Source organism: Pseudomonas lundensis (genome assembly GCF_015377145.2).
In the GTDB taxonomy this organism is placed as follows: domain Bacteria; phylum Pseudomonadota; class Gammaproteobacteria; order Pseudomonadales; family Pseudomonadaceae; genus Aquipseudomonas; species Aquipseudomonas lundensis.
In genome coordinates this window covers 3,321,351-3,344,689 of the sequence record NZ_CP062158.2, presented here as the reverse complement: position 1 = coordinate 3,344,689, position 23,339 = coordinate 3,321,351, and the positions used below count along the sequence as shown (strand labels likewise).

Genomic DNA, 23,339 nt, shown 5'->3' with positions numbered 1-23,339 from the left:
GTCAGCTACTTTGTGGCATTTCACCGTTTTTCAGACGCGTATTGATGTCTGCAATCACGGGCGGCAAGTCCATGATGGTGTCGATCATGTAGTGCGGGCGTGAGCCCTCGAACAGCGCGTGAATGCGCGTGCGCTCGCTGGCCAGCGTCTGCGCGTCCAGCGCTTGGAATTGTTCCCATGTCAGGCCCAGGGCGTTGCCCGAACACACCAACGCCACTGTCCACATGCCTGCGCGGCGACCTTCAAGAATGCCCGGCACGGTGTCATCAATCTTCACGCAAGCGCCCACGTCCTCAATGCCCAGCGCGATCACGTTGGCCAGCGCCTGAGCAGGCCATGGACGCCCGTTGGGTACGTCGTCGGTTGCCACCACATGGTCGGCGACGTAACCGTTGGAGGTCGCCAGTTCAACGACTTTGGCCATGACCTGTGCGGGGTAACCCGAGCAAGAGCCGATTTTTAAGCCTTGGGCGCGCAATTGGGCAATGGTCTCAAGCGCACCGGGGATCAACGCCGAGTGCGCGGCGATTTTCTCGATTTGCAGCGGCATGAAGCGCTCATAAAGGGCCGTCACGTCATCATCGGTCGGGGTGCGGCCAAAGACCTTTTTGTAGCGCTCGGCAATCTGCGGCTGATTGCACAGGGTGCGAATGTGGTCCCACTTGCCCATACCCATGGGGCCGCGTGCTTCCTCGATGGAAACGTGTACATCGAACTCGCCAAACGCTTCGACAAAAATCTGCGTAGGGGCGAATGAACCGAAGTCGACCACGGTGCCCGCCCAGTCGAAGATGGCGGCTTGAAGCGTGTGGGGGTTGGTGTAGTTCATGTCGTTGGATCCTGTATGAGCGGTCGTAACCGCACGGAGAAATTTACGTTCAACCAGCGTTTGTGCCGTCAGATGTCCAGCACTTCCATGTCTTGCAGCACCTGCGCCACGGCATCGACCGCCGCCTGCATATCGACGTGGGTGACGTGGCCTATGCAGCCCACGCGGAATGTTTCAACTTGGGTCAATTTGCCTGGGTAGAGAATGAAACCCTTAGCCTTGACCCGTTCGTAGAATTCCTTGAACTGATAACGCGGGTCTTTCGGGGCGTGGAAGGTGACGATGATCGGTGCCTGAATGGCTTCGGGCAGGAAACTGCGAATCCCCAGCGTGGCCATGCCGGCGAGCAGTGTCTGGCAGTTGTTGGCGTAGCGCTGATGGCGAGCGGGCAGGCCGCCTTCTTCGTGGTATTGCAGTAACGCTTCGTGCAGGGCGGCGACCACATGGGTGGGTGGGGTGAAGCGCCACTGGCCGGTTTTTGCCATGTAGGCGTGCTGATCCTGCAAGTCCATCGCCAGTGAGTGGGCATTGCCCGCTGCCTGGGCCAGGGAGGCTTTACGGGCGAACACGAAGCCCATGCCCGGCACCCCTTCGAGGCATTTGCCGGAGGCGGCGATCAGCGCATCGAACGGTACTTTTTGTGCGTCCACCGGCAGTGCGCCGAAAGAACTCATGGCATCGATGATCAGACGCTTGCCCTGTCGGGCAATGACCTCGGCAATTTCTGGCAGCGGATTGAGTATCCCGGTACTGGTTTCGCAATGGATCAACGCCACGTGGGTGATACCGGGATCAGCCTTGAGCAGGCGTTCTACGTCAGCGGCTGTGGTGGGTTGATCTTCGGCGGTTTCAAACGTGCTGAAGCGGCGCCCCAGCACCTCACAGATTTTCGCCACACGCTTGCCGTAGGCGCCGTTGATCAACACCAGCACTTTGCCGTCACGCGGGACCAGGGTGCCGATAGCGGCCTCTACAGCGAAGGTGCCGCTGCCTTGCAACGGTACACAATGGTGGCTGCTGGCGCCGTTGATGATGGCCAGCAGTTGTTCGCACAGGCTGGCCGTCAATTGGTTGAAGCGTTCATCCCATGAGCCCCAGTCGACCATCATGGCCTGACGGGTTCGCGCCGAGGTGGTCAGGGGGCCGGGAGTCAGCAGGATCGGCGCGGCAGTGTGCATTCGGGGGTTCCTCGCAAGCAATGGGATAGCGACTGGATACACCGGCTAAATTGCAGTTTGAGTTACCATCATTCAAATTGTTTGTTGTGATGCCAGCCATCAGCGAGGCTTATTTATGAATCTGTTCCAGCTCCGGGCCTTCGACGCGGTGGCACGCGAAGGCAGCTTCACCCGGGCGGCCGCACGCTTGTTTATCAGCCAGCCGGCGGTCACCGGGCATATCAAAACCCTTGAAGAGCATTACCAAATCACCTTATTGCGCCGCACGGCCCGGCGTGTGGAGTTGACCGAAGAGGGGATCAAACTGGCGGCCATCACCCGCGCCATGTTTGGTTTGGTGGATGAGGCGCAAGTCATGCTCGAAGCCAATCGCCAACTGCTTACCGGACGCCTCGAAGTGGCGGCGGACGGCCCGCACCTGGTGATGCCCATGCTGGCGAGCCTGCGTGAGCGCTATCCCGGCATCACCGTGAATTTACGCTTGGGCAATGCGCAGGACACCCTGGCCGCTTTGCTCTCAGAACACGCAGACGTGGCCGTGCTGACAGAGGTCGAGCCGCGTAAAGGCTTGATGCTGCGGCCCCTCAAGGCATCGCGTATCTGCGCGTTGGTGCCGTCCGGTCACCCTTGGCAGGCGCTCTCGGGCGGGGTTGAGATGGCGCAGTTGGATCAGGTCATCATGGTCTTGCGCGAACCCGCGTCCACGACCCGCCGCACGTTTGACCTGGCCTGCGAGCAGGCAGGGGTCAGCCCGCGTGTGTTGCTGGAGCTGGACAGCCGCGAGGCGGTGACCGAAGCGGTGGCGGCCCAGCTTGGGGTGGGCATTGTCTCGTCGGCGGAGGTTAGTCAGGACCCACGGGTACACGCTGTACCCATTAACGGGCAGGGCTTGACCAACCGGCACCTGCTCGGCTGCATGGAGCGTCGCGCCCAACTTCGACTGATCAAGGCGTTCATGGAACTGGCGCCATCGTACCCAGCGTGAGGGTTATCGCCTTGGACAGCGGCCGCGTGCCGTCGGTGAAGGGCGGTGTGGATAAAGGTTGAGCCGGGCGTGATTGGATTTTTTGGTCGATTGAGGCGTTCTGGGCGTATAAACTTGCGCCCATTCGACGGCCAGCGTGCCGCGACACACACGATTGAGAGAGTGAGAAATGGGCGCACAGTGGAAGGTTAAACACAAAGCGGAAGCCGCCAATAGCCGCGGCAAGATTTTCGGCAAGCTGGCCAAAGAGCTGACCGTTGCAGCCCGTAACGGCGCCGACCCGGACATGAACTCGCACCTGCGCCTGGTGTACGAACAGGCCAAAAAGGCGTCCATGCCGGCTGACACCATCAAGCGGGCGATCAACAAGGGTGCCGGTATCGGCACTGAAGCCGTGCAATACACCCGCGTGACCTACGAAGGTTTCGCCCCGCATCAGGTGCCGCTGATCGTTGAGTGCCTGACCGATAACGTCAACCGCACCGTGGCTGAAATCCGCGTGGCGTTCCGCAAGGGGCAGTTGGGTGCGTCGGGCTCCGTGGCCTGGGACTTTAACCATGTCGGCCTGATCGAAGCCAAGCCTGACTCCCCGGATGCTGATCCAGAAATGGCAGCAATTGAAGCAGGCGCTCAGGATTTCGAAGAGGGCGAAGAAGAAGGCACGACCTTGTTCATCACCGAGACCACGGACCTGGATGCCGTGCAAAAGGCGTTGCCTGAACAAGGCTTTACGGTGTTGTCGGCCAAGTTGGGCTACATGGCTAAAAACCCGGTAACGGGCCTGACTGACGAGCAAATGGCCGAAGTCGAGGAATTTCTGGCGAAGCTGGAAGAGCAGGACGATGTGCAGGACATGTTTGTAGCGCTGGCCTGAAAACGCGCACGTGCTTTAAGAGGCCCGTTCACGACGAGTGTGTCGCCGGGCCTTGCTTCGATCGCCTCGTCAACGACTGCCGCTCAGTGTGTCGCTGACCAGGCGCGGGGCGGTAGTCGGGCAGCCCTCAGCCCAGGGCGCGGCAGATTTCAACGAAGTCCGGCCGGGCGAGTACCTCAGGCTGCATGCAGCGCGTTTGTAAGTGTTGCAACGCTGCGCGCTGTTGATCGCTCAATCCTGAATCGATCCGCTGCAGCAACTCCCCCAGCAGAATGCCGAACGCACGCACCTCGATACGCTGCAAGGCGCGGGTGTGCGGGCTGTCATCGGTGGCGTGCAAGCACGCGGCCCCGAAGTCGCCCAGCAAACACTCGCCTTGATCATTGAACAAAATATTGTGCCCATACAGGTCACCGTGGCAGATGCCCTGCGCGTGCAGATGCGCTGCGGCTGACGCGATGCCACGTGCCAGGCGCAACGCGCTGTCGGCATTGAACCGCGTGCTATCGGCATAGACGTCGCGGCTGCAGCTCTCAAGGCTCGGTAGCCCGGCCAGATTGCGGAAAGAGGGCGCAATCAGCTCCATCACCAATGCCGCCTGGTGCTGCGGATGGCCTACCACGCGCCCTAACACGTTGATCAGGTTCGGGTGCTGGCCCGCAGCAATGCAGGCGTGCATCTCGTCAAGCGGTGAGCCATCACTGGTGATCGCGCCTTTGTACAGTTTGACTGCCACCGCACGTTGCGCCTGACCCGGTGCCCGCCAGATGGCCTGGTAAATCACCCCGGATGCGCCTTCGCCCAGCGGCTGCGCCAGTTCCAGTTCTGTCCAGTCGATGTTTGGCGTGCTGTCAGGCGCGTGCTCGGCATTCAGTTTGTCCGCCAACGGATTGCCCGAGTACGCCAGCCAGCTCAGGCCGGGCATCGCCAGTAACCAGTCCGGCAGTTCGCGCAGTTGGTTGGAGGCTAGGCGAATCAGCTCCAGACGCTCGCAACCGGCCAGGCTGCGCGGCAACGCCTGAAGACGGTTACCGGCCAGCATCAATTTTTGCAGCAAGGGGCGGCGGCCCAACTCATCCGGCAACTGACTGATGTGATTGTCAGTGAGGATCAACCAGCGCAGTTGCGGCGGTAACGCGGCGCCTGGCACGTCGGTGATCCGGTTGGCCTTGAAGCCAACCATGCTCAGTTGGGCGCACTGACCCAGGCATTCGGGCAGGGTGGTGAACAGGTTGTCCGAGCAGAACAGTACCCGTAAATGCGTCAGGCGATGCAGGTCGTGGGGCAGGGAGCACAGGGCGTTGCCGCTCAAATTGAGGATTTCCAGCGAATCCGCCAGTTGAAAGATTTCCTCAGGGAACTCGGTCAGCCCACAGGACAAATCCAGACGTTTGAGCCCCGTCAGTTGACCGGCGCGCAGTTTAGCGAGGGTATCCATAAGCAGGCGATGTGCACTCGTATCGATCAGTGAAAGTGCCGCGCATGATAGCGATTAATCGTGCGCGGGTTTCAGGCAATTAAGGCGAGGAGGTTAACGCAGCGTTTTGACCATATCCGAAAGGGTGGTCAGCACCGTATGGCCCAGTTGCATCGAGCGTTTACCATCCCAGCCGGTGACCGGGTCGGGTGCGTCGTTGTTGTCCTTGAACGGCATTTCCAGCGTCAGGGACAAGCAGTCGAAGCGTTGGCCCACGCTGTTGCAGGCCAGGGTCATATTGGCCTGGCCGGGTTCGTCGCGGGTGTAACCGTGGGTTGTCTGGAAGTCTTTCGTCTGCTGGCTCAGGTGCGAACGAAAACGTTCTTCGAGCGTGGCAATCCGCTCGTTATAGCCCGGGTTGCCCTCGCAGCCTGCGGTGAAGACGTAGGGGATTTCTTCGTCGCCGTGAATGTCCAGAAACAGGTCGACGCCGTAGGTGTGCATCTGTTCCAGTGCGAAGAACACCTCAGGGCTGACCTCAGGGCTGGTGTTTTGCCAGGCGCGGTTCAAGTCCTGGCCGTTGGCATTGGTGCGCAGATGCCCGTGAAAGGCGCCGTCGGGGTTCATGTTGGGGATCAGGTACAGCTCGGCGTAATCAAGCAACTTGCGCAGTTGCGGGTCGCTGCCTTGTTCCAGGCGCTTGAAAATGCCCTCCATAAACCACTCGGCCATGTGTTCGCCGGGGTGCTGCTGCGCAATGATCCAGATTTTGTGTTTGCGGGGGGCGCCATTTCCTTTGCGCAACAACTGAATGTCACGCCCTTCGGCACTTTTGCCCACCGCCAGCACTTGGCAACCGGACCATTGCTGCGCGTCGCTGATCAATACCTCGTGGCGTGCGCGGCTGTAGGGTTCGAAGTAGGCAAACCAGACGCTGCTGTGTTGAGGTTCAAGACTGAAGTTGAGCGATGTCCCATCAAAGTCGGTAGGCACGCGGAACCAGTGTTCCTGATCGTAAGACGCCACCGCACGGTAGCCGTCCCACGCTTTGTTGTAGGAAGACTGGCTGGCGTTGGTCAGATGAAAGTGATGGGGCTGCCCGGGCGTGAGGCCGCTGGCCTTGAAATGAAACCACTGGAAGTGCGGGCTTTTGGTGTCGGGATTGATCGCCAGTTTCACGTCCAACGGATCGCTGGCATCCAGCACTTGAATATTGCCGCTGTCGAAGTCACTGCTGATGTGAAGTGAAGAGGGCGCCACAGTCATCGTCCAGATCCCTGAGTCTGAGAATTGTGGGCGTTACTGTACCTCGCCATGGCGTGGGGCCAATACGAAAATGCAGGCATTTACAGAGAGAATGGGGGAGAAAAACGTCAGGGGGGCGTCATCCGTGACGCGGCGCAATTCTAGTGTTTTTGCGAGTGATTCTCAAGTGCTAAATTGCCATTACGCCTATAGTCCTAGACTTCAGGCTTTCTTCGGTCGATGTTCTTTTGCTATCATCGCCGGCATCGTAGCGGCCACCGAAAAAAACCGGTCGCACACCCGACTTCATTAGCCTGAAGCAAGCTGAGCCAGATAACTGGCCACAAAAAAAAGACCCGGCCATAAGCCGGGTCAAATAACCGTGATTAGCCTGATGAGGAGATTATTCAAAGCACCGACCTAAGGTCCCTTGAATGATCGGCTGATCTCGCGACCAGCTGCATGCAATAGTAATCATTATCATTTGCAAAGCAAGCGTTTTTTCTGTGCTTCTCGGAAATTTTTTCCCCTTCCCCCGCCCCAAGGCTCTATCTCGCTAATCCAGCAACAACTCAGTGGTGCGTTTGACTTCGCTCATGGCGATGTTGGAGTGAGCTTCCTGCACGTGTGGCTTCTGCAAAAGATGGTCGCGTAAAAAACGCTCGTAACTGTCGATGTCGTGCGTGACCACTTTCAGCAGGTAATCCATATCGCCCGCCATGGTGTAGCACTCGATGACTTCCGGGTAATGAGTGATGGCTTCTTCGAATTCGGTCAGGTGGCGACGTCCGTGCCCCGATAACCGCACATTGACGAATACCACGACGTTGAGTCCCAGTTTTTTCGGGCTGAGCAGGGCAACTTTGCGCTCTATCAAGCCTTCTTCCTGCAAGCGATGAATCCGTCGCCAACAGGGGGATTGGGATAATTCCACGCGCTCGGCCACCTCGGCGGCGGACAGGTCGGCGTCATGTTGCAGCAGGCGCAAAATCTTACGGTCGATGGGGCTTAATTTAATCGGCATGAATTGATCAGATTTCTTATTTTTGTTGAATGATTCATGCAGCGTAGCACTGCATTTCCTAAGAATTAGAAAGAAAAATCCTCTTGTAACCCTTCACGCTCTTAAGGCGGACTTCGCAGCCCCTGAACGGGTCGAAAACTGACTTTTTGGTCTGACGTCCCTGTGCGCTAACAACAAGAGAGAACTGAAATGCCGATATTTGCTCATCCCGAGTTTGATCAACACGAACAGGTCATGTTCTGCCACGACAAGGCCAGCGGCCTCAACGCCATTATCGCGGTGCACAACACGCGTCTGGGCCCTGCACTGGGCGGTTGCCGGATGTGGCCATACGCCGATGAGCAACAGGCGGTCAATGATGTGTTGCGCCTGTCACGGGGCATGACCTACAAATCGGCCCTGGCCGGGTTGCCGTTGGGCGGTGGCAAGGCCGTGATCATTGGCGATCCGCGCAAGGACAAAACCGAGGCGTTGTTCCAGGCCATGGGCGATTTTGTCGAAAGCCTGGGCGGTCGCTACATCACCGCCGCTGACTCGGGCACCGGGGTGACGGAGATGGCGCAAATGGGCCAACGCACCCGTCACGTCGTGGGAGCCGGTACACGTGAGCAGTTGGGTGGCGGCACGCGCAGCGGCGATCCGTCGCCTGCCACGGCACTGGGGGTGTACATCGGCCTCTGCGAGGCCGTTCGCCAGCGTCTGGAGCGATCCGACCTGAGCGGGCTGCGCGTGGCCATTCAAGGCCTGGGGCAAGTGGGCTTCAACCTGGCCCAACAGCTCAGCGCGGCCGGTGCCCAGTTATGGGTGCACGATATTCAGGAAGCCAATGTCCGCCGCGCCGTGGACGAGTTGGGCGCCCATGCGGTCAGTGGGCAGGACATCTACGGCTTGGACGTGGATGTGTTCTCACCCTGCGCCATGGGGGCGGTCATCAACGACGAAACCCTGCAATTGCTGCGTGCCCCGGTGATTGCCGGTGCAGCCAACAATCAACTGGCCCGTCCCGAGCACGGCGACGTGTTGTGGCGCCGGGGCTGCCTGCATGCACCCGATTACGCGATCAATGCCGGGGGCATTATCGACGTGTCCTACGAGTACAACGGCGGGACGCCTGAGCAAGTGCGTCAGCACGTTGAGGGCATTGGCGAAACATTGCGTCAGATTTTTGAGCGAGCGAAGGCTGAGGATCGCAACACCACGCTGATAGCCGACAGCCTTGCCCACGAACGCCTCAACGCCTGATGTAACGCAACACCGCAGGCAGCCAATGGGGTTGCCGCCGGGGGCGAGGCTGCGCAAGGGAGCAGCCATCGCTCGCGGTGTGACGTTATGCCCTCGTATGCAGCTTCATTGCCTTGGAGCGACGACCCACCTCAGCGTGCAGGTGCTTTTTGCTTGTCGATGGTCTTGTCGACCAGGTCTTTGGCCATTTCAACGAAGTGCGCCATGCCCCTGATGAGGTCCAGATGAGGGCCTTGCACACTCGCCGCGCCTCCATGAGCGTAAGTCAATGCAAAACGCATTAACTCCGACGCGTGCAACAAGGCTTCTTCGTAGCCGACATCGTCGCTGACGTTGAACACTTTTTGCTCGTTGCAGCGCTGAGTTACAGATGGTTTCAAATAATAGTCGAGCGCGCGTTGGGTGGCGGCGCTGTCTTTGAGGGCTTCAAGCTCGGCATCGGCCTCAATCTTGAGAGGGATTTTTGTTATTGGAGTCATGATCTGCCTGCGTTTGTGAGGTTAATCGAATCAGCAGAGGTCAGATTAGTACGTAAGGTATTTATGATTAACAAAATAAATAATACAATATGTGTATTGTTGCGTGACGGGCAATCCGTATTGTTCGGCAAATGGATAAATGGATCGCTTTAGTCAGAACGAAATTGCGCGAGCTCAAACTCACGCAAGAAAAACTCGCCGAACGCGTGGGGGCTTCCCAGGGCGGCGTTGGTCATTGGCTTAATAAACGTCGTCAACCCGACCTCGAAACCATGAACAAAGTGCTGCATGCCCTCGGGCTTGGGCACCTTGAGGTGGCGTTGGTGGTGCGTGAACGCAAGGCCAGTAACGACGACCTCAACCCTGAAGAAAACACGTACGTCATTACCTCAGCCTTCCGATACCCAGTGCGGGATTGGGAGAAGGTGGGCGAGATCAACGAGGCCACGCCCGACGGCTATCCCGCGGCCACAGCCTTTGAAATGAGTGATCACTACGCCAAGGGCGATGCTTTCTGGCTGCAAGTGACCGGTGATGCGATGACAGCGCCCATGGGCCTCAGCATTCCCCAGGGCATGCTGATCCTGGTGGACCCCGATATCGAGGTCGAGCCCGGCAAAATGGTGGTCGTGCGCACACCGGGCGCCGAAAGCGCCATGTTCCGTCAGTTGATCGAGGACAGTGGCCAGCGTTATCTCAAGCCGCTCAACCCGACCTATCCCAAAGTCCTGTTTGATGAAGGCTGCCGCGTTCTTGGCGTCGTGGTACAGGCGACGACCAAGTTCTGAGGCGCAGTTTCCAGACATCCACTAAAAAGGCGGCTACCGAAACCGGTAGCCGCCTTTTTCATGCCCGTTGCTTTATTCGAGTTCGACCAGTACCGCGCCTTCTCCCACCATGTCACCTTCCTGGCCGAATACGGCTTTGACCACCCCGTCGCGTGGCGCACGCAGGCTGTGTTCCATCTTCATGGCCTCAAGCACGACCAGTTGCGCCCCTGCCGCCACGTTCTGTCCGACCGCCACCATGACGCGCACGATGCTGCCGTTCATGGGCGCACTCAGTCCCCCTTCTTGTGCCTGCCGGGCACCGGCCGCGGCCAACGGATCACAAGCGCTCACGGCCTGCAGCTCGCCGTCCCACTGCACATACAGCGTGTCGCCGCGCCGCACAGCCAGATGCCGGGTGCGCACGCCGTGTCGTTCGATCACCAGATGCTGATCCTGCACCGTGGGCTGCTGCCCGGTCAGGGCAATGACCTTGTGTTCATCCTTACAGCTCAGGGCCAACAGGGTTTGCGCGGGCAAACCGATGCGCCATCCGTTGCGCTGCGACCACGGTGAAGTGGCCTCGTCGTCGCGACGATCAAGTGGCAGGGTCTGGACGAATGCGGGTGCTGCCACTGACCAAAACGCGTCAGGCAAAGGTTGCGCCTTTGGCAGTAATTGCGCCTCATGGCGCGGGATAAACCCCGTGTCCAGCTCGGCCGCGGCAAACGCAGGGTGAGCGATGATTCGGCGCAAGAAACTCAGGTTGGTTTTCAGGCCGCCGATAGCGAACTCATCGAGCATGGCCAACAAGCGCAAACGCGCCTGCTCGCGGTCTTCGCCCCACGCGATCAGCTTGCCCAGCATCGGGTCATAAAACGGCGACACCTCATCGCCTTCGCTGACCCCGCTGTCGACCCGGCGTCCTGCACCCTCGGCCGACTCGCGGTACACGGCCAGACGGCCGGTCTGGGGCAAGAAATCATGGCTCGGGTCTTCGGCGTACAGGCGCACTTCGATGGCATGCCCGCGCAGTGGTACATCCGCCTGGGTGATGGGCAACGCTTCGCCGCGCGCAACGCGGATCTGCCAGGCCACCAGATCAAGCCCGGTGATGGCTTCCGTCACCGGGTGTTCCACCTGCAGCCGGGTGTTCATCTCCATAAAGAAGAAATCCCCCCGCGCATCCAGCAAAAATTCCACCGTACCGGCGCCCACGTAACCAATGGCCTGCGCCGCCCGCACGGCCGATTCGCCCATGGCGCGCCGCAGCTCGGGGCTGAGCCCCGGCGCAGGGGCTTCTTCAACCACTTTTTGGTGACGGCGCTGAATGGAGCAGTCCCGTTCGTTGAGGTACAGGCAATGGCCGTGCTGATCGGCAAACACCTGAATCTCCACATGCCTGGGCTTGAGCACGTATTTTTCGACCAGCATGCGTGCATCGCCAAACGACGACAGCGCTTCACGCTGAGCCGAAGCCAGTGCTTCGGCCAGTTGGCTTTCGTCGTCCACCACTTTCATGCCCTTGCCGCCACCCCCGGCGGTGGCTTTAAGCAAGACCGGGTAGCCGATGTTCTCAGCCGCGGCGCGAAAGGTTTGCAGATCTTGCGCCTCGCCGTGATAACCCGGCACGAGAGGCACCCCGGCCACTTCCATCAAAGCCTTGGCGGCGGACTTACTGCCCATGGCATCAATGGCCGAGGCGGGCGGGCCGAGGAAGATCAGGCCTGCCTGTTCAATCGCCCTGGCAAACCCGGCGTTTTCAGACAAAAAGCCATAGCCGGGGTGGATCGCCTGCGCGCCGCTGGCCTTGGCCGCGGCAATGATCTTGTCGATTTGCAGGTAGCTGTCGGCCGCCTTGCTGCCCCCCAGGTTCACGCACTGGTCGGCTTCTCGGCAGTGGCGTGCGTCGCGGTCAGTGTCGCTGTGCACGGCGACGCTGGTCAGGCCCAAGGCCTTGGCAGTGCGCATCACCCGGCAGGCAATTTCACCACGGTTGGCCACCAACACGGTGGTAAGGGTCTGGGCCTTCATGGGCGCGGCTCCTGTTGCGTTGAGTCGATCTGCCAACTGGGCGCGCGCTTTTGCAAAAATGCGCGCAGGCCTTCCTGGCCTTCGGGGCTGACGCGAATGCGCGCAATAGCGTTTTCACAGTAGCGGCGAATGGCTGGCGTCGGTGCGCCATGGCTGACTTCGCGCAGCAGGTCTTTGCAGGCGCGCATGGCGAAGGGGCTGTTGAGCAGCAACGTGTCGATCCAGCGTGCGACCTGCTGATCGAGTTCGGCGGCCGGGTAGCTTTCGGACAACAGCCCCAGCTCACGCGCCCGTTCGCCACTGAAACGTTCGGCGGTCAGCGCGTAGCGGCGCGCGGCACGTTCGCCAATCGCTTGCACCACAAACGGGCTGATGACCGCAGGCGCGATGCCGATGCGTACTTCAGAGAGGCAGAACTGCGCGTCGTCCGTGCCGATGGCCATGTCGCAGGCGCTGATCAGGCCCAGCGCGCCGCCGTAGGCCGCGCCTTGCACCACGGCCAGCGTCGGCATTTTCAGCTTGGCCAGGTTGTACATCAGCTCGGCCAAGTGCCGGGCGTCGTCGAGGTTGGTGTTGTAATCCAGTTCAGCCGATTGCTGCATCCAGGCCAGGTCGGCGCCAGCGCTAAAGTGCTTGCCGCGCCCGCGCAGGACCAGAAACCGCAGGCTGGCGTCGCTTTGCACAGCGTCCAGCGCGAGGATCAGTTCGCGGATCATCTCGGCATTGAAAGCATTGTTTTTTTCTTCGCGACTCAACCACAGGGTGGCGAAACCCCGGGGGTCGGTCTGGAGTTCAAGGGTGTTGAAATCGATCATGTCCGTCAGTCCTTGGATGGCTGTACGTGTAGATGAGTGCGCAGGGGGGCCGGCAGTGGCGCGGCGGGTAGGTGTTGCGCCCGCCCATGCACGCCCCGGTACGGGTTTACATGCGGAACACGCCAAAGCGCGTGGTGTCGATCGGCGCGCTCAAGGCAGCGGACAAGCCCAACGCCAGCACGTCACGGGTTTGCGCCGGGTCGATCACGCCGTCATCCCACAGCCGGGCGCTGGAGTAGTAGGGGTGGCCCTGATGTTCATACTGGTCGAGGATCGGCTGCTTGATGTCGGCTTCGTCCTGAGGGGTAAAGGCCTCGCCGGTACGTTGCGCCTGTTCACGCTTGACCTGCACCAACACGCCCGCCGCCTGTTCCGCCCCCATCACGCCGATGCGGGCGTTGGGCCACATCCACAAAAAGCGCGGGTCATAGGCACGCCCGCACATCCCGTAGTTGCCCGCGCCAAAACTGCCACCGATGATCACCGTGAATTTCGGCACCTTGGCGCACGCCACGGCGGTCACCAGCTTGGCACCATGCTTGGCAATGCCGCCGGCTTCGTATTTCTGCCCCACCATAAAACCGGTGATGTTTTGCAGGAACACCAGCGGAATGGCGCGCTGACAGGCCAGCTCAATGAAATGCGCGCCTTTTTGCGCCGCCTCGGCAAACAAAATGCCGTTGTTGGCCAGAATCGCCACCGGATACCCGTGCAAATGGGCAAAACCGCACACCAGCGTGGTGCCGAACAGCGCTTTGAACTCATCGAACACCGAGCCGTCCACCAGCCGGGCGATCACCTCACGCACATCAAACGGCTGCTTGGCCTCGGCCGGGACGATGCCGTACAGCTCGTCGCTGGCATACAGCGGCGCCAACGGTGTGCGTCGGGTCAATTGCCCCAGCTTTCGCCAATTGAGGTTGGCAACACTGCGCCGCGCCAGCGCCAGCGCATGCGCGTCGTTCTCGGCGTAATGGTCGGCCACCCCGGAGATCTTGCAGTGCACATCGGCACCGCCCAGGTCTTCGGCGCTGACCACCTCTCCGGTCGCGGCTTTGACCAGCGGCGGCCCGGCGAGAAAAATGGTGGCTTGCTGGCGCACCATGATCGCTTCGTCCGCCATCGCGGGCACGTACGCGCCGCCCGCCGTGCACGAGCCCATGACCACGGCGATTTGGGGAATCCCGGCGGCGCTCATGTTGGCCTGATTGAAGAAGATGCGCCCAAAGTGCTCGCGGTCCGGGAAGACTTCGTCCTGACGGGGCAAGTTGGCGCCGCCCGAATCCACCAGGTAAATGCAAGGCAGCCGGTTTTGCTCGGCAATGGTCTGCGCCCGCAGGTGCTTTTTGACCGTCAGCGGGTAGTACGAGCCGCCTTTGACTGTGGCGTCGTTGGCCACAATCATGCATTCCACGCCTTCAACCCGACCGATCCCGGCAATGATGCCGGCAGCCGGGACGTCCTCGCCGTACACCTCGTAAGCCGCCAGCTGACTCAGTTCAAGGAAGGGCGAGCCAATGTCCAGCAGCCGGTCGATGCGTTCACGCGGCAGCAGTTTGCCCCGGGCGGTGTGGCGCTCCTGGGCGCGGGCACCGCCGCCCTGTTGCACATGGGCGAGCACGCTGTGCAGGGCGTCCACCTGTTTGAGCATGGCGTCGCGATTGGCGGCGAACTCGGGGGAGCGCGGGTTGACGGTGCTGTGCAAGATAGACATGGGCCACTCCTTAGCGGGTTTCGTTAAAGAGTTCGCGGCCAATCAGCATCCGGCGGATCTCGCTGGTGCCCGCACCGATTTCGTACAGCTTCGCGTCGCGCAGCAGACGTCCGGCCGGGAATTCATTGATGTAGCCATTACCGCCGAGGATCTGGATGGCGTCGAGGGCCATTTGCGTGGCGCGTTCGGCGCTGTAGAGGATCACCCCGGCGGCGTCCTTGCGGGTGGTTTCGCCCCGTTCACAGGCGGCCGCGACCGCATACAGGTAGGCACGGCTGGCATTGAGCTGGGTGTACATATCGGCCACTTTGCCCTGAATCAGCTGAAACTCGCCGATGCTTTGGCCGAACTGTTTGCGGTCATGGATGTAGGGCACCACCAGGTCCATGCAGGCTTGCATGATGCCGGTCGGGCCGCCCGACAGTACGACGCGCTCGTAATCGAGGCCGCTCATCAGCACCTTGACCCCGGCGTTGAGGGGGCCCAGCAGGTTTTCTTCAGGCACCTCAACGTTGTCGAAAAACAGCTCGCCGGTGTTGGAGCCGCGCATGCCCAGCTTGTCGAAATGCTTGCTGCGGCTGAAGCCTTTCCAGTCGCGCTCGACAATAAAGGCGCTGATGCCATGGGCCTTTTTTTCGATGTCGGTCTTGGCGTAGATCACATAAGTGTCGGCGTCGGGGCCGTTGGTGATCCAGGTTTTGCTGCCGTTGAGCACGAAATGGTCGCCGCGCTTGTCAGCGCGCAATTTCATGGACACCACGTCAGAGCCGGCGTTGGGTTCGCTCATGGCGAGCGCGCCGATGTGTTCGCCGCTGATCAGTTTGGGCAGGTAGTGACGTTTTTGAGCATCGCTGCCGTTGCGGTTGATCTGGTTCACGCACAGGTTCGAATGCGCACCGTAGGACAGCGCAACCGACGCCGAACCACGGCTGATTTCTTCCATGGCCACCACATGGGCCAAATAGCTGAGGCCGGTGCCGCCGTAGGCTTCTGGAACGGTGATGCCCAGCAAGCCCATGTCGCCAAACTTGCGCCACATGTCTGCCGGGAACAGGTTGTCCTTGTCGATTTGCGCTGCACGGGGCGCCAGTTCAGCGGCGACGAATGACTGGACCTGTTCGCGCAGCATGTCGATGGTTTCGCCCAGGGCGAAGTTCAAAGTCGGGTAGCTCATGGGGCACCTTGTTCATTGTTCTTGTATGAGGCGGTTACTGCGTCGCCAGGGGGAAGCTTTACGTAAACGTAAACTTGGCACCTGGGCCTGTCAATGACCTTTACGTTAACGTCAACTTAAGCCAGAGTGATTGCTATTCTTCTGATTGAGAGGGCGCTTGTGCGCGCTTTCCCATACTCCCAACAATAATCACAAGAGGAGTTGTCATGACGTCGCAATCAGCCCCCAGTTACAGCCAGGGTGCGCAGGACAAGGCCCTGCTGACATTGACCATCGGCCAGGCGTTTGAGCGTACGGCCGCGCGTTACCCCGAAAACGAGGCGCTGATTGTGCGCCACCAGCACCAGCGCCTGAGCTGGTCGCAATTGAGCCGTGCTGTCGACCTGCATGCCCGTGGCTTCATGGCGCTGGGGCTGCAAGCCGGCGACCGGCTGGGCATCTGGGCGCCCAATTGCCTTGAATGGTTTATCTGCCAATTTGCCAGCGCCCAGATCGGCGTGATTCTGGTCAACATCAACCCGGCGTACCGGCTTTCTGAACTGGACTACGTGCTCAAGCAGTCGGCCTGTCAGTGGCTGGTGTGCGCCGGGGCGTTCAAAACATCGGACTACCACGCGATGGTTGAGCAATTGGTCCCGCAATTGAGTGCCCACTCGCCTGGCCACCTGTGCAGTGCGCACCTGCCGGATTTGCGTGGCGTAATCAGCCTCGCGGCGGCGCCGGCGCCCGGCTTTTTGCCCTGGGCGCAACTGGCCACGCTGGGGGCAGGGGTCGAGGTTGAGCAATTGCAGGCGCGCAAGGCGGCCGTGATGCCCGAGCACCCGGTGAATATCCAGTACACCTCAGGCACAACAGGTTTTCCCAAGGGCGCGACCCTGAGCCATCGCAACATCCTCAACAACGGTTTCATGGTGGGCGAAAGCCTCGGGCTGACGGCCAATGATCGTCTGGTGATTCCGGTGCCGTTGTACCACTGCTTTGGCATGGTCATGGGCAACCTGGGGTGCGTCACCCACGGCACCACGATGATTTACCCCAGTGAAGCCTTCGATCCCGGCCTGACCCTGCAAGCCATCGCACAAGAACGCGCCACCGGGCTCTACGGGGTGCCCACCATGTTTATTGCTCTGCTCGATCACCCGCAGCGGGCCGGGTTTGACCTGTCGAGCTTGCGCACCGGGATTATGGCGGGCGCCACGTGCCCGATTGAAGTGATGCGCCGTGTCATCAGCGAGATGCACATGAGCGAGGTACAAATTGCTTATGGCATGACCGAAACCAGCCCCGTGTCCATTCAGACGGGCCCTGCGGACGAGCTGGAATTACGGGTGACCACGGTCGGGCGCACTCAGCCGCACCTGGAGAACAAGCTGATCGACGCTGAAGGGCAGATCGTAGCGCGAGGTGAGATCGGTGAGCTGTGCACGCGCGGCTACAGCGTGATGCTGGGCTACTGGAATAACCCGCACGCCACGCTGGAGGCTATCGACAGCGAAGGCTGGATGCACACCGGCGATCTGGCGCAAATGGACGAGCAGGGGTATGTGCGTATCGTGGGGCGCAACAAAGACATGATTATTCGTGGCGGCGAAAACATTTACCCGCGTGAGCTGGAAGAGTTTTTCTTCACCCACCCGGCCGTGGCGGACGTGCAGATTGTGGGCATTCCGGACGAGAAGTACGGTGAGGAAATTGTCGCCTGGATCAAGTTTCACCCCGGCCATACTGCCAACGAGCTGGAGTTGCAGACCTGGTGCAAGGCCCGCATTGCGCACTTCAAAACCCCGCGCTACTTCAAGTTCGTCGACACGTTCCCGATGACCGTGACCGGCAAAATCCAGAAATTCAAAATGCGCGAAGTCAGCATTCAGGAGCTTGGTCAGGCAGGGCGGGGCAAATCCTGAGCAACACAAAGGGGAGCCTGAGCTCCCCTTTAATGTGTTGTTGCCTGCTCTTTTTATTATTGAGGGGCGGTCTGTTGTTGTTTTTGTGACCGTGGCCCTTTACTGCTGTTTTTGGCGATCCCCATCCGGGATCAAGAGCAAACGTATTTTTTTGAGCGCTGATCCACTTTCATCACAGGGTTTGAAACCTGCGATCCAACCTGAACGGGTGCTACCTGAAGGTAGTTTTATTGTTCTCTGCCCGGTTGCGAGGTGGCTTTTGGCTCCCCGGAAAAGTAAACCTTCTCCAAAAAAATCTGTTAGCTGCGTCTCTGCCGTGTTGTTTTTGTTATGTCAGAGTCGTTTCGTATTGTTTTTATTATGTTGCTGCAGTTTTTATTCTTGTTATGCCATAGAGATAGCAGAACCCGTGCCAACTTTTAAAAACCCTTATAAATCAATGGTTTGTATTTTTTGGTATTAAAAAACCGGCCTTGCGACGGGCCGGTTTGTTTCCTTGTTACTCGTGTGGGTTACCGTGCGGTAACACTGCGGCACACTTTTCAGCCCTGTCGGGCGCGGGCAACACGTGAACCGGTGACCCGGCCCAAAACCCGACTGATGTGTTCACCGGCGAGCAACAATTTGTCCATGTCGACACCGGTTTCGATGCCCATGCCATTGAGCATGTACAGCACATCCTCGGTGGCGACATTGCCGCTGGCGCCCTTGGCATAAGGGCAGCCGCCCAGCCCCGCTATGGAGCTGTCGAACACGGCGAGGCCTTCTTGCAAGCTGGCGTAAATATTCACCAGCGCCTGACCGTAGGTGTCATGGAAATGCCCGGCCAGTTTCTCCCGGGGCACGGCAGCACTTACGGCCTCAATCAGCGTGCGAGTGGCGCTGGGGGTGCCGGTGCCGATGGTGTCGCCCAGCGACACTTCATAACAGCCCATGGCATACAGCTCGCTGGCCACGGCCGCCACCTGCTGCGGCGCTACATCGCCTTCATACGGGCAGCCAAGCACGCAGGACACATAACCGCGCACGCTAATGCTGTGCTGCCGGGCGGCTTCAATCAGCGGCACGAACCGCGCCAGGCTTTCGCTGATCGAGCAGTTGATATTGCGTTGCGAGAAGGCTTCAGACGCGGCTGCAAACACCGCGACTTCCTTGACCCCGGCGGCCACCGCGTCTTCAAACCCGCGCAGGTTGGGCGCCAGCGCACCGTACACCACGCCCGGTTTACGCTGGATGCGGGCGAAAACCTCGGCCGAACCCGCCATTTGCGGCACCCATTTGGGTGAAACGAAACTGCCCGCTTCGATGTACCCGAGTCCGGCATCGGTCAAGGCGTCAACCAATTGCACCTTGTCAGCCACGCTGATCGGCCGGGCTTCGTTTTGCAGGCCGTCGCGGGGGCCGACTTCGATCAGGCGCACGTGGGTGGGTAATGTCATGGGGTCACCGGTTTGAGTGTGGGGCCTGCCTGTGTGAGCGGCCACGGGAGGGCGGGTTCAGGCCGTCTGGTTTTTGATGGTGTGTTCCAGCGCTTGGGTGCAACGCTCTTCGGCGGTGTCCAGCTCCAGTTGCATCTGCTGAATGTCGAGCAGTTGTTGCTCCAGTTGCTGACGGCGTTCTGCGATTTTGGCCAGCATGCTGGTCAGTTGCTTCTGATTGCCGCTGGTGGGGTCGTACAACTCGATCAGCTCGCGGCACTCGGCCAGAGAAAAGCCAATGCGCTTGCCACGCAGGATCAGCTTCAGGCTGACCTTGTCCCGGCCTGAATACACCCGCTCCTGGCCTCGCCGTTCAGGGGCCAGCAACCCTTGTTCTTCATAAAAACGGATCGCACGGGTGGTGATGTCCAGCTCACGGGCAAGGTCGGAAATACTGTACGTCTGGCTGCTCATGGGCGGGCTCTGGAAAGTTCGTGGGGTTAAGCTAATGGCTGGTTGACGTTTACGTCAAGCAAGGGCTGCGCCCGCTGCCTGGTTTCAAGGGCCACTTGTTGTTCGCACAGCTCGATCAACAGTTCGCGCATCCAGCGGTTGGCCGGGTCTTGCTCGGTGCTCTCGTGCCAATACAAATGGGTTTCCACGTTGGGCAGCTCGTTGAGCGGCAGCGCCACAAAGTGCAGCGCATGACGCCGGGCAAACCGCTCGGGCACGGTCATCACCATGTCGGTGTGTTGCAACACGTTGGAGGCCATCAGGTAATGCTGTGAACGCAGGGTGATTTTGCGTTGCAGGCCCATTTTGCCCAGGGCCAGGTCGACCTGGCCCAGCCCGTTACGCCGCGTCGAAATGTGGATGTGCGTCAGCCCCAAATACTCATCGAGTGAAATCGACGGCTGACCCGCCAGCGGATGGGCGGGGCGCATCGCGCACACGTAGCGGTCTTCCATCAGCTTGACGTGGCGAACTTGCGGGTCGGTGTTCAGTGGCGCATCAATGGCGAAGTCCAGACGTCCCGCAGCCAGATCGCTGGTGGTCTCACGTCGATGGGACAACAAGCTTTCCACCACCACAGAAGGAGCCTGCTTGCGTAAACGCTGAAACAGCGGGGGCAAGACCACGGCTTCTGTCAGGTCGGTCATGCTGATGCGAAAGGTCTTGTTGGCCTGCAAGGGGTTGAAGGTGCGGCTCTCTTGTACCGAGACCCGCAACAAAGCCAGCGCACTGCGCACCGGGTTGATGATGTTTTGCGCCATGGGAGTCGGCACCATGCCCTGGGCGGTGCGCACAAACAGCGGGTCGTTGAAACTTTCGCGCAGCCGGGCCAGCGCATTGGACACCGCAGGCTGAGTGATGCCGATGATTTGTCCGGCGCGGGTCAGGTTGGCTTCGGTGTAGATCGCATCGAACACCACAAACAAATTGAGATCGACCTTGTTCAGGTTCATGGCACGCCACTCGTGTTAGCGAAGGGGAGGTTGGTGGTGAATCATATATTGCTTATGAATGGTGATACACGCGGTAAATAGACAAGGTAAATGATGGGGCGCTCAACTAGCATCGGTCACACGTTCCCACATTCCCGGTAGAAGGTAGCCACCCATGGATTTCGCTTATTCCCCCAACGTTCAGGCGCTGCGCGAGCGGGTCACGGCTTTTATGGACGCCCATGTGTACCCGGCCGAAGCGATTTTTGATCAGCAGGTGGCGCAAGGCGATCGCTGGCAACCCACGGCCATTATGGAAACCCTCAAACTCAAGGCCAAAGCCGAAGGGTTGTGGAATCTGTTTTTGCCCGAGTCTGAACTGGGGGCGGGCCTGACCAACCTTGAGTACGCGCCGCTGGCCGAAATCATGGGGCGCTCGATGCTCGGGCCCGAGCCGTTCAACTGTTCGGCGCCAGACACCGGCAACATGGAGGTGCTGGTGCGGTACGCCAGCGAGGCCCAAAAAGCACAATGGCTGGCCCCTTTACTGCGCGGGGAAATCCGTTCGGCGTTCGCCATGACCGAGCCGGACGTGGCCTCGTCGGACGCCACCAACATGCAGGCCCGCGCCGAACGCCAGGGCGATGAGTGGGTGATCAACGGACGCAAGTGGTGGACTTCGGGGGCGTGTGATCCGCGCTGCAAAATCATGATCTTCATGGGGCTGAGCAACCCGCAGAACCCGCGCCATCAGCAGCATTCGATGATCCTGGTGCCCGTGGACACGCCCGGGGTTCACATCGTGCGGCCGTTGCCCGTGTTTGGTTACGACGATGCGCCCCACGGCCACGCTGAAGTGCTGTTCGACAACGTCCGCGTGCCCTATGACAACGTGTTGCTGGGTGAAGGCCGGGGCTTTGAAATCGCTCAGGGGCGACTGGGGCCGGGGCGGATTCACCACTGCATGCGGTCCATCGGCATGGCCGAGCGGGCGCTGGAATTGATGTGCAAGCGCTCGTTGGAGCGCACGGCTTTCGGCAAACCGCTGGCACGCCTGGGCGGCAATCTCGACACGATTGCCGAGTCGCGAATGGAGATCGACATGGCCCGCCTGCTGACCCTCAAAGCGGCGTACATGATGGACACCGTGGGCAACAAGGTGGCGAAAAGCGAGATCGCGCAGATCAAGGTGATCGCGCCGAATGTGGCCCTGCGGGTCATCGATCGGGCCATCCAGATGCATGGCGGAGCGGGGGTTTCAGGGGATTTTCCGCTGGCCTACATGTACGCCATGCAGCGCACCTTGCGCCTGGCCGACGGGCCGGATGAGGTGCACCGCGCCGCTGTGGGCAAGTGTGAACTGGACAAGTACGCCAAGTCGTCGAGCTGAATCGGAGCGTGTACCCGTTGCCGTGGGAAGCGGCTTTGCGCGTCTGCAACGGGTAGCGGTCTCAATACACCCACACCTCAACCCGGCGATTTTTCACGCGGCCTTCGTCTTCGGTGTTGGCCGCCACCGGCATTTGCGCGCCGTAACCGCGGATTTCGCGCAGGATGACACCGCTTTTCGCCAATTCCCGGCGCACGGCCATTGCCCGCAGTTTTGACAACAGTTGCGCTCGCTCGGGGTCGTCCTTCACATCGCCAAAGCCCACCAGCGTCGCCTGTTTGCCGAGTTTGTCGTGGGCCCGCAAATAGTCCACGACACGCAACACATCCTGCCGGGCCTTGTTGTCCAGCGAGGCGCTGCCCTCTTCAAAACGAAAATTCACCGACAAGCGCTGCGCCTGTTGCGTGAGCGTCCGGTAATCGGCCGGCATGTGCGGCCCGTGCGTCACGTGGCCTGCCACGATGCTTTGGGCCACAAAGCCGTTGCGCGCGACGATGGCCTGGCCTTGGGTGCTTTGGGTGAAGGTAATCAGGGCTTTGGCCCAAGGATTATTCGCGTTGGGCGGCAGGTAAAAGAACAGGCGCCGCGACAACGGGTAATCTTCGCTGGCAATCAGGCTCTCCAGCGGCAGCATCGGTTGGGAGGCACCGTCAACGATGGCCACGGCCTTGGCCTGACGTACATAGGGCAGGCCGATAAACCCGATGGCTTGCGGGTCCCGGCTGACCGCATCGGACAATTGCTCGCTGGACTCGAAACGCTTGGCGTCCGGGCTCAACCCCCGCGGGCTGCGATTAAGCACCAACTCCTTGAAGGTTTCCCAGGTGCCGGACTGATCGTCCCGCGCATAAAGATGAATCGCCCCACCGATGCCGCCTAATGCTTCCCACGTCTGGATCTGGCCGCTGAAGACCTGTGCCAGTTGCTCGGTGTTCAACGTTGTGAGCGGGTTGCGCGGGTGGAGGATGATCGCCAGCCCGTCAATGGCAATCACCTGTTCGGCGTCCGGGCTTTTGAGGTCGCCGAGGCGTTCGAGCTCCACCAGCTCGCGGTCCTTGATCGGGCGTGAAGACGCCACCACATCGGCCTGACCGGCATTCAGGGCGGCGAATCCGGTGCCTGAGCCGTGGGCCGCGACGTCCACCCGCACCTGTCGGCCGTGGGCGTCAGTGCCGATGATGGTCTGTTCGTTGGGAGGCGGCGCGGCCACGCTGTGGATGTCGCGCAAGCCTTGCCCGGCAAGCATGGCGGCAACCAGCGCCGGGCCAAGGTTGGCGCCAATGGTGTTGGAACCCTGAATCCTCAGGTCAGCCACCGGTGCGGCCCAGGCCAACGCCGTCATGGCCCACAGCAGGATGAAAGACGTTAAACGCAGCATGATCCGGCACCTTCCTGGGGCCATAAA

Annotated in this window: 20 protein-coding genes; 6 read left to right on the top strand and 14 right to left on the bottom strand. The window is 60.2% G+C overall.

Annotation, left to right across the window (positions count from 1 at the left end; all coding sequences use genetic code 11):
- Window position 1 precedes the first annotated feature (1 nt).
- Together phnX and IF654_RS15660 are read right to left on the bottom strand one after the other, a co-directional pair.
- Window positions 2–829, bottom strand: coding sequence for a phosphonoacetaldehyde hydrolase (phnX, locus tag IF654_RS15665; protein ID WP_094987720.1), 828 nt, complete (start codon window positions 827–829; stop codon window positions 2–4).
- Window positions 830–897: 68 nt separating this feature from the next.
- Window positions 898–2,007, bottom strand: a complete 1,110-nt coding sequence (locus IF654_RS15660; RefSeq protein WP_094987719.1) for a 2-aminoethylphosphonate--pyruvate transaminase — start codon at window positions 2,005–2,007, stop codon at window positions 898–900.
- 115 nt (window positions 2,008–2,122) lie between these two features.
- Between IF654_RS15660 and IF654_RS15655 the strand changes: the two genes are divergently transcribed.
- Together IF654_RS15655 and IF654_RS15650 are read left to right on the top strand one after the other, a co-directional pair.
- On the top strand, window positions 2,123–2,992 hold the full coding sequence (locus IF654_RS15655; protein WP_047277937.1) for a LysR substrate-binding domain-containing protein: 870 nt from the start codon (window positions 2,123–2,125) through the stop codon (window positions 2,990–2,992).
- 169 nt (window positions 2,993–3,161) lie between these two features.
- A complete protein-coding gene (locus IF654_RS15650) occupies window positions 3,162–3,866 on the top strand; it encodes a YebC/PmpR family DNA-binding transcriptional regulator (RefSeq protein WP_047282914.1) in 705 nt (234 codons plus the stop codon).
- A 127-nt stretch (window positions 3,867–3,993) separates the two neighbouring features.
- On the opposite strand, the gene IF654_RS15645 is transcribed toward IF654_RS15650, so the two are convergent.
- From IF654_RS15645 to IF654_RS15635, 3 genes are all read right to left on the bottom strand, one after another.
- Window positions 3,994–5,304 (bottom strand): leucine-rich repeat-containing protein kinase family protein, encoded by a 1,311-nt coding sequence (locus tag IF654_RS15645; RefSeq protein ID WP_047280491.1) that lies wholly within the window; start codon window positions 5,302–5,304, stop codon window positions 3,994–3,996.
- Between the two features lie 93 nt (window positions 5,305–5,397).
- On the bottom strand, window positions 5,398–6,549 hold the full coding sequence (locus IF654_RS15640; RefSeq protein ID WP_194862258.1) for a M14 family metallopeptidase: 1,152 nt from the start codon (window positions 6,547–6,549) through the stop codon (window positions 5,398–5,400).
- A gap of 535 nt (window positions 6,550–7,084) precedes the next feature.
- Window positions 7,085–7,552, bottom strand: a complete 468-nt coding sequence (locus tag IF654_RS15635) for an Lrp/AsnC family transcriptional regulator (protein ID WP_047276552.1) — start codon at window positions 7,550–7,552, stop codon at window positions 7,085–7,087.
- Between the two features lie 189 nt (window positions 7,553–7,741).
- On the opposite strand from IF654_RS15635, the gene IF654_RS15630 reads away from it, so the two are divergent.
- Window positions 7,742–8,794, top strand: a complete 1,053-nt coding sequence (locus IF654_RS15630) for a Glu/Leu/Phe/Val dehydrogenase (protein ID WP_194862259.1) — start codon at window positions 7,742–7,744, stop codon at window positions 8,792–8,794.
- Window positions 8,795–8,925: 131 nt separating this feature from the next.
- Here the strand turns inward: IF654_RS15630 and IF654_RS15625 are convergent, their stop codons facing one another.
- A complete protein-coding gene (locus tag IF654_RS15625; RefSeq protein WP_047276550.1) occupies window positions 8,926–9,273 on the bottom strand; it encodes a DUF6124 family protein in 348 nt (115 codons plus the stop codon).
- Window positions 9,274–9,404: 131 nt separating this feature from the next.
- Between IF654_RS15625 and IF654_RS15620 the strand changes: the two genes are divergently transcribed.
- Window positions 9,405–10,061, top strand: a complete 657-nt coding sequence (locus IF654_RS15620; RefSeq protein ID WP_047276549.1) for a LexA family protein — start codon at window positions 9,405–9,407, stop codon at window positions 10,059–10,061.
- Window positions 10,062–10,133: 72 nt separating this feature from the next.
- Here the strand turns inward: IF654_RS15620 and IF654_RS15615 are convergent, their stop codons facing one another.
- From IF654_RS15615 to IF654_RS15600, 4 genes are all read right to left on the bottom strand, one after another.
- Window positions 10,134–12,074: an acetyl/propionyl/methylcrotonyl-CoA carboxylase subunit alpha gene (locus IF654_RS15615; protein WP_194862260.1), complete on the bottom strand. Its 1,941-nt coding sequence runs from the start codon at window positions 12,072–12,074 to the stop codon at window positions 10,134–10,136.
- Window positions 12,071–12,889 carry a gamma-carboxygeranoyl-CoA hydratase gene (locus IF654_RS15610; protein ID WP_047276545.1) on the bottom strand — a complete coding sequence of 273 codons (819 nt, stop codon included), beginning with the start codon at window positions 12,887–12,889 and terminating at the stop codon, window positions 12,071–12,073. The genes IF654_RS15615 and IF654_RS15610 overlap by 4 nt, the downstream gene beginning before the upstream one ends.
- A 106-nt stretch (window positions 12,890–12,995) precedes the next feature.
- On the bottom strand, window positions 12,996–14,603 hold the full coding sequence (locus IF654_RS15605; RefSeq protein WP_047280488.1) for a carboxyl transferase domain-containing protein: 1,608 nt from the start codon (window positions 14,601–14,603) through the stop codon (window positions 12,996–12,998).
- 10 nt (window positions 14,604–14,613) lie between these two features.
- Window positions 14,614–15,777, bottom strand: a complete 1,164-nt coding sequence (locus IF654_RS15600; RefSeq protein WP_047277923.1) for an isovaleryl-CoA dehydrogenase — start codon at window positions 15,775–15,777, stop codon at window positions 14,614–14,616.
- Between the two features lie 206 nt (window positions 15,778–15,983).
- Between IF654_RS15600 and IF654_RS15595 the strand changes: the two genes are divergently transcribed.
- Complete coding sequence (locus IF654_RS15595) at window positions 15,984–17,681, top strand: AMP-binding protein (protein ID WP_047280487.1); 1,698 nt, start codon at window positions 15,984–15,986, stop codon at window positions 17,679–17,681.
- A gap of 542 nt (window positions 17,682–18,223) precedes the next feature.
- Here IF654_RS15595 and IF654_RS15590 read toward each other — a convergent pair.
- The 3 genes from IF654_RS15590 to IF654_RS15580 are packed head-to-tail and all read right to left on the bottom strand — an operon-like array spanning window position 18,224 to window position 20,565.
- Window positions 18,224–19,120 carry a hydroxymethylglutaryl-CoA lyase gene (locus tag IF654_RS15590; RefSeq protein WP_047282907.1) on the bottom strand — a complete coding sequence of 299 codons (897 nt, stop codon included), beginning with the start codon at window positions 19,118–19,120 and terminating at the stop codon, window positions 18,224–18,226.
- Between the two features lie 57 nt (window positions 19,121–19,177).
- Complete coding sequence (locus tag IF654_RS15585; protein ID WP_047276537.1) at window positions 19,178–19,573, bottom strand: MerR family transcriptional regulator; 396 nt, start codon at window positions 19,571–19,573, stop codon at window positions 19,178–19,180.
- 26 nt (window positions 19,574–19,599) lie between these two features.
- Window positions 19,600–20,565, bottom strand: a complete 966-nt coding sequence (locus tag IF654_RS15580; protein WP_047277920.1) for a LysR family transcriptional regulator — start codon at window positions 20,563–20,565, stop codon at window positions 19,600–19,602.
- A 154-nt stretch (window positions 20,566–20,719) separates the two neighbouring features.
- Between IF654_RS15580 and IF654_RS15575 the strand changes: the two genes are divergently transcribed.
- Window positions 20,720–21,934 (top strand): acyl-CoA dehydrogenase, encoded by a 1,215-nt coding sequence (locus IF654_RS15575; protein WP_047276535.1) that lies wholly within the window; start codon window positions 20,720–20,722, stop codon window positions 21,932–21,934.
- 61 nt (window positions 21,935–21,995) lie between these two features.
- Here the strand turns inward: IF654_RS15575 and IF654_RS15570 are convergent, their stop codons facing one another.
- Entirely contained in the window at window positions 21,996–23,312 is a 1,317-nt protein-coding gene (locus tag IF654_RS15570) for a substrate-binding domain-containing protein (protein WP_094987714.1), read from the bottom strand.
- Window positions 23,313–23,339: the final 27 nt, after the last annotated feature.